Origin of the sequence: Streptomyces ossamyceticus (assembly GCF_001418475.1) — a bacterium.
In the GTDB taxonomy this organism is placed as follows: domain Bacteria; phylum Actinomycetota; class Actinomycetes; order Streptomycetales; family Streptomycetaceae; genus Streptomyces; species Streptomyces ossamyceticus.
This window is the reverse complement of the sequence record NZ_LIQX01000508.1, coordinates 1-6,661: the sequence shown is the minus strand read 5'-3', so window position 1 is coordinate 6,661 and position 6,661 is coordinate 1. Positions and strand designations below refer to the sequence as shown.

6 protein-coding genes are annotated in these 6,661 nt (G+C 72.6%); all 6 read left to right on the top strand.

Going from position 1 to position 6,661, the window contains the following annotated elements:
- Positions 1–22 precede the first annotated feature (22 nt).
- The 6 genes from AOK15_RS31260 to AOK15_RS31235 all read left to right on the top strand — a co-directional run bounded on the left by AOK15_RS31260 (position 23) and on the right by AOK15_RS31235 (position 6,547).
- Positions 23–448, top strand: coding sequence for a phage tail protein (locus AOK15_RS31260; RefSeq protein ID WP_055521704.1), 426 nt, complete (start codon positions 23–25; stop codon positions 446–448).
- A 16-nt stretch (positions 449–464) separates the two neighbouring features.
- On the top strand, positions 465–1,190 hold the full coding sequence (locus tag AOK15_RS31255) for a CIS tube protein (RefSeq protein WP_055521703.1): 726 nt from the start codon (positions 465–467) through the stop codon (positions 1,188–1,190).
- Entirely contained in the window at positions 1,190–3,091 is a 1,902-nt protein-coding gene (locus tag AOK15_RS31250; RefSeq protein ID WP_055521702.1) for a VgrG-related protein, read from the top strand. The genes AOK15_RS31255 and AOK15_RS31250 overlap by 1 nt, the downstream gene beginning before the upstream one ends.
- A gap of 90 nt (positions 3,092–3,181) precedes the next feature.
- Positions 3,182–3,616, top strand: a complete 435-nt coding sequence (locus AOK15_RS31245; protein ID WP_055521701.1) for a GPW/gp25 family protein — start codon at positions 3,182–3,184, stop codon at positions 3,614–3,616.
- Positions 3,616–5,574: a putative baseplate assembly protein gene (locus AOK15_RS31240; protein WP_055521700.1), complete on the top strand. Its 1,959-nt coding sequence runs from the start codon at positions 3,616–3,618 to the stop codon at positions 5,572–5,574. The genes AOK15_RS31245 and AOK15_RS31240 overlap by 1 nt, the downstream gene beginning before the upstream one ends.
- 415 nt (positions 5,575–5,989) lie before the next feature.
- Complete coding sequence (locus AOK15_RS31235) at positions 5,990–6,547, top strand: phage tail protein (RefSeq protein ID WP_055521699.1); 558 nt, start codon at positions 5,990–5,992, stop codon at positions 6,545–6,547.
- Positions 6,548–6,661: the final 114 nt, after the last annotated feature.

The following is a 6,661-nucleotide window of genomic DNA, read 5'->3' as shown; positions in this document are numbered from 1 at the left end:
TCCCCCAGAAAGGCCGCCCCCGATGTCCCGCGATCTCGACCCGGGCTCCACCATCTTCTTCACGCTGACCATCGACGGCGAGAGCCTCGGGTACTTCAACGGGTGCGAGGGACTCTCGTCGACGGTGGAGATCGAGCACCGTCAGGAGGGCGGGAACAACGGGTTCGTCTGGCAGCTGCCGTCCCGTGTCACCTTCTCCACCATCCGGCTGACCAGGCCTCTGACACCGGACACGGCGAAGGTCGCGGCGTGGATCTCGTCCGTCGCCACCGGCGTGAAGCGGCCGACCGCGCAGATCGCCGCGCTGCGCGCGGACGGCTCGGAGGTCGCGCACTGGGGGCTGATCGACGTGCTGCCGGTCAGCTGGCAGGGCCCCACCCTGGACCCGGCCAACCCGAGCGTCGCCACGGAGGTCCTGGAGATCACCCACCACGGGTTCACGGACTGAGGGGGCGGAACACACCATGGCAAGGGGCACCAAGGGCGGCGCCGGCAAGAGCCTCGTGCGCGCCACGCTCGCCATCCACGAGCCGCCGGTCGGCAACAGCACCAGCAAGGGCGCGCTGATCGAGACGTTCGCCTTCGACTTCAACCCGGCGCAGTTGCAGATCAGTCGGCGCGCGCAGTGGAAGGTGACGCCGACGGCGGCGGTGCGCGACGGCTCCGTACCGGAGTTCATGGGGCCGGAGCCCCGTGAGATGACCGTCGAGATCTTCCTGGACTCCTCCGCCAAACCGGGCGCCACCACGGTGCTGAAGAAGGTGGAGTCGCTGATGGGGTGCTGTGAGGTGACGTCGAAGAGCATCGCCGCGAAGCAGCCCTCGCCGCCGTGGGTGGAGTTCCAGTGGGGGGCGTTCTCGACGGCCCGGTTCACGGCGTACGTCAGCTCCGTGGACGCCACGTACTCCCTGTTCGGGACGACGGGCGTGCCGATCCGCGCCACGTGTCAGGTCCGGCTGCACGAGATCCCCACCAAGACCAAGGGCCAGAACCCGACCTCGGGCGCGCTGACCGCGCGGAGCGTGCACCGGGTCGTGGCGGGCGACTCGCTTCAGTCGCTGGCGTGGCGGGAGTACGGGAACGCGGCGGCGTGGCGGGCGATCGCCGAGGCCAACGGGATCGACGACCCGACCCGGCTCGCGACCGGCGTCGTCCTCGTCCTGCCGGCCGCCGAGGAGGTGGGTCTCTGATGGTGAAGCCGTCCCACTCCAACGTCGTCCACGTCACCATCGACGGCAACAAGCTGCCGACCGAGTACGCCGATCTGCTCGTCGGCGGCTGGGTCGACCTGGGGGCGGGGGTGCCCGGCGCGTTCCGGCTGACGTTCCGCGACCCGCACGGGCTGCTGCTCGGCAAGCTGAACATCAGGTTCGGCTCGCTGGTGGTCATCGCGTCCGTCGCCGACGGCAAGGGCGCGGGCTCCCCGCTGCTCACCGGTGAGGTCACCGGGATGGAGACCGACTACGACGGCACCGGCACGTTCACCGTGGTCCGCGGCTACGACCCGGGGCACCGTCTGATGCGGGTGCGCAGGGTCGCCGCGTACCGCAACCAAACGGCCGCCGACATCGCCCGCAAGCTGGCCTCGACGAACGGCATCCCGGTCGGACGGATCCAGGGCACGAAGACGGTCTACGACTTCATCAGCCAGTCGAACGTGACGGACTGGGACTTCCTGGCGCGGCTCGCCGACGAGAACGAGATGGTGATGTCGCTGGACTCCCGCGGGAAGTTCCAGTTCGTCGAGCCGAAGCCGGCGTCGGGGGCGCCCGCGACGAGCACCCCCGGCGAGAAGAGTCCCTTCGTGTTCCAGGCCGGTGTCGACGTGCTGCGCTGCCGGGCCGCCGTGACCGCCGCCGACCAGGTCGACAAGGTCGAGGCACGCGGCTGGAACGTGACCACGAAGAAGAAGCTCACGGCGACGACGCGGGCCGCCACCAGCCCCGGTGTCGCCATCGGCACCACCCCGCAGAAGGCCGCGAACCCGTTCAAGGCGGCGAAGATCGTCGAGACCGACCACCCCTACGACCGCCAGGCCGAGGTCACGCACGCGGCGAGCTCCCTCGCCGACGACATCACCTCCGCGTTCGCCGAACTGGAGGTGACGGTGCGCGGCAACCCCGAGCTGCGGCCCGGGGTGCCGATCACGCTCACCGACGTGGGCACGCCCTTCGAGGGCAAGTACACCTGCACCGCCGTACGGCACACCTTCGGCGACGGCAGCCACTACGAGACGTTCGTGACGGTCAGCGGCCGCCAGTGGCGCTCCCTGTTCGGTCTGACCTCGGGGGGTTCCGCGGCGGCCCCGAGGCTGCCCAGTGTCGCCAACGCGCTGGTCACCGATGTCGCGGACCCGCTGAAGCAGGGCCGGGTGAAGCTCCAGTTCCCGTGGCTGGACGACGCGTACGTCAGCGACTGGACGCGGACGGTGCAGCTCGGCGGCAAGGGCGGCGGCGGGATCTTCCCGCTGGACGTCGGCGACGAGGTGCTGGTCGCCTTCGACCGGGGGACGCTGGACCACCCGTTCGTCATCGGCGGCCTCTACAACGGCGTCGACAAGCCGACGCCCGTCAAGGACGTGTGGCTGCACGACCCGGTGAAGAAGAAGGCGATCCGGCACACGCTGTCCGACCGGGACGGCAACCGGGTGGACCTGCTCAGCCAGCAGACCGGTCTGCGCAAGCAGGGCGTGCGGCTCGCCACCGGCAACGACCGGCTGATCGTCAACCTGGACCGGACGAAGACCGAGATCACCGTCGACAGCAAGGGCGCCGTGCGGATCAAGGGCGGCACGTCGGTGTCCGTGAACGCCGGTACGGATCTGACGCTGAGCGGGCGGCGGTCCGTGACCATCAGAAGCGGCGGGCCGCTCAACCTCCAGGGCCAGGGGCTGGTCAGCCTCCGGTCGGTGACCGGCGCGGTCAACGTCTCCGCGATGGGTGCGCTCAACCTGAGCGCGACCGGCGCGGCGACGCTCAACGCCGCCGGGACCGTGCAGATCAACGCCGTGGGCCAGCTGGGCCTCAAGGCCGTCAAGGTCGACATCTTCGGCGGGTTCTTCGTCAACCAGATCAAGTACCCGTTCGGGTGAGGGCCGAGAAGGGCGCCGGGGCGTCACGCACGTCCGACACCGAAGCACCGCAGACACACACGTACGTCAGGAAGGGAGGCCGGCCCGCAGATGGCCGAGCAGTTCGTCGGGTCCGGTTGGGCGTTCCCGCTGCGCATCGGGCCGACCGGAGGCATCGCCCTGGTCAGCGGGGAGCGCGAGATCGAGGAGGCCATCCGGCTGATCCTCGCCACCGCGCCCGGTGAGCGGCCGATGCGCCCCGAGTTCGGCTGCGCCATCCACGACCTGGTGTTCGCCCCGGTCAACGAGGCCACCGCCGGCCGGATCCAGCACGAGGTGTACGCGAGCCTCGACCGCTGGGAGCCGCGCATCGAGGTCGGCGAGGTGGAGGTGACCGCCGGGGCGGAGCAGGGCGTGCTCTTCATCGACGTCCGCTACGCGATCCGCGGCACCAACAACCCGCGCAGCCTGGTCTTCCCGTTCTATGTCATCCCCTCCCACGACGAGCCGGACGTGACGTCCGAGGCTCCCGAAAGCGACCGCTGATGGCCCTGCCCTCCCCCAACCTCGACGACCGCCGCTTCCAGCAGTTCGTCGACGACGCCAAGCGCTACATCCAGCAGCGCGCCCCGGAGTGGACCGACCACAACGTCTCCGACCCCGGTGTCACCCTCGTGGAGACGGTGGCCCACATGGCCGACCAGATCGTCTACCGGCTCAACCGGGTGCCGGAGAAGAACCACCTCGCCTTCCTGGACCTGGTGGGCATCACGCTGTTCCCGCCGTCCGCCGCCCGTACGGACGTCACTTTCTGGCTCTCCGCGCCGCAGGAGGAGCCGGTGCTGATGCCCGTCGGCACCGAGGTCGCCACCGTGCGCACCGAGAGCGAGGAGGCGGTGGTCTTCGCCACCGAACGCGAACTGACCGTCGTGCCGTGCGAGTTGCGGCATCTGGTGGTGCAGCTGAACGGTGAGCCGGTCACCGACCGGACCGCCGACCTCGCGGAGGGCAAGGACCTGATGTGCTTCGCGGAGGCCCCCCGGCCCGGCGACTGCATGCTGCTCGGTCTGAGCGCGGCGGTCCCGTCGTGCGCGGTCGCGCTGGAACTGGACAGCCGCGTCGACGGCGTCGGTGTGGACCCCCGGCAACCGCCGCTGGTGTGGGAGGCGTGGACGGAGGACGGCTGGGCCGCGTGCGAGGTCGACCGGGACGGCACGGGCGGCCTGAACCGGCCCGGCGCGGTCGTCCTGCACATGCCCGGCGGCCACACCCTGTCCCGCACCGGCGGCCAGGAGGCCGGCTGGCTGCGCTGCCGGGTCACCGAACCCCTCCCCGACCAGCCCTTCTACACCACCTCCCCGACCGTGCGCGCCGCCGAGGCGTTCACCCTCGGCGGCACCACCACCGCCGTGCACGCGGAGACGGTGTACGACGAGGCGCTCGGCGAGTCCACGGGCCTGCCCGGTCAGCGGCTGCGGCTGGCCCACGCGCCCGTCGTCGGCGACACCCCGCCGGTACTGCTCCAGACCGCCGAGCACGAGGGCTGGACCGACTGGGAGGTCGTGCCCTCCTTCGCCGCGTCCACCCCGCACGACCGGCACATCACCCTCGACGCCGCCACCGGTGAGATCGCCTTCGGCCCGGCGGTCCGCGAACCCGACGGCACCCTGCGCCAGTACGGGGCCGTCGCCCCCAAGGGCTCCGTCGTCCGGGCCCGCCGCTACCGCACCGGCGGCGGCCGCGCGGGCAACGTCGCCCGGGGTGCCGTCCAGGTCCTGCGCACCTCCATCCCGTACGTCTCCGAGGTCGTCAACCGGGAGGCCGCGCGCGGCGGTGTCGACGGGGAGACCGTGGAGGAGGCGAAGGTCCGGGCGCCCATCACCCTGCGCGCCCAGGAACGCGCGGTGACCCTGCGCGACTACGAGGAACTCGCGCGGCGCGCCGCCCCCGACACGGCCCGCATCACGTGTCTGGAGGGCGACGAGGGCGAGCACGGGGCGTACGCGGTACGGGTCCTGGTGGTCCCGCAGGCCGTGCCCGACCCCGGCGGCCGGCTGCGCTTCGAGCAACTCGTGCCCGGCGACGGACTGCTGCGCCGCATCACCCGGCATCTCGACGAACGGCGCCTGATCGGCACCCGGTTGGCGGTGGGGCCGCCGTTCTACCAGGGGGTCACCGTCGTCGCCACGGTGCACGCCTTCCGGGGCGCCGACACCGACCGGGTCCGGCGGCAGGCCCACGACGCCCTCTACCGCCACCTCGACCCGCTGACCGGCGGCGCCGACGGGCGCGGCTGGCCGTTCGGCCGCCCCGTCCAGGCCGGGGAGGTCTTCGCCGTTCTCCAGCGTGTGCCCGGCGTCGAACTCGTCGACGAGGTCCGGCTCCACCCCGCGGACCCGCTGACCGGCAAACGGGGCGACCCCACCGACCGCATCGACCTCAGCCCGCCGTCCCTGGTGTTCTCCTTCGACCACCGGGTCCGAGTGATCGGGGACAAGCAGTGAGCACCCCGCCCCGGCCGTCGTCGCCGCCCCGGCCATCGACGCCCCGGCCGTCGCAGCCCCTCCGGGCCGCGGCGTCACTCAGACCTACAGCGCCACTCCGGCCCACGACGCCACACCGACCGCCCTCGTCACTCCGGGCCACGGCGCCACTCCCGCCGTCGTCGCCCCTCCGGGCCACCGCGCCACTCCCGCCGTCGCCGCCCCTCCGGGCCAAGGCGCCCCTCCGGGCCACGGCGTCACTCCGGCCGCCGGGGGCACCGCCGCTCCAGCCGCCACCGCTCCCGCTCCCGCCGGCGGCCCTTCCCGTGTCGGTCACCGCTGTGGGCTGTCGTTCCGCGGGGCGGAACGGGTGGGCACAGCGGGCAGCGCCGGGCGCCGTGGAAGCATGCGGCACGTACAGCGACGGGGCCACACCATGAGGGGCTCCATCGACGGCCTCGGGTCGTCGTCCCCCATCGGCCACATGCTCCCGGCCGTCTTCGCCGACGACGACCTCGCGCAGCGTTTCGTCGCCGGCCTGGACGAGGTCCTCGCCCCCGTCCTGGCCGTCCTCGACAACCTGGACTCCTACTTCACGCCCGCCCTCGCCCCCGTGGACTTCACGCGGTGGCTGGCCGGCTGGGTCGGCGCCGAGACCGACGGCACGGAACCGGAGGCCCGGCTGCGCGCGGCCGTCGCCGCCGCCGCGTATCTGCACCGGGTACGGGGCACCCGGCGCGGACTGTCCGAGGCCGTACGCCTGGTGTTCGGTGTGGCACCGGAGATCAGCGAGAGCGGCGGCGCCGACTGGGACGCCCGCCCGCTGGGCCCGGTCCCCGGCGACCGCCGCCCCCATCTGCGCGTGTCGCTGCGGCTGCCGAACCCGACCCGCGCGGACGAACACCGGCTGGACGCCCTCGTGGCCGCCGCCCGCCCCGCCCACATGCCCTACACGGTCCACGTGACCGCTGCCGAAAGGACGCCCGAGACATGACCAGCCAGACCCCCGACACGGGCCGGGCCCGCAGCTGCGCCGAGTGCGGCACCCGCGGGGAGCCCGGCCAGTCCTTCTGCGACGCCTGCGGCGCGGTACTCGGCTGGTCCACCC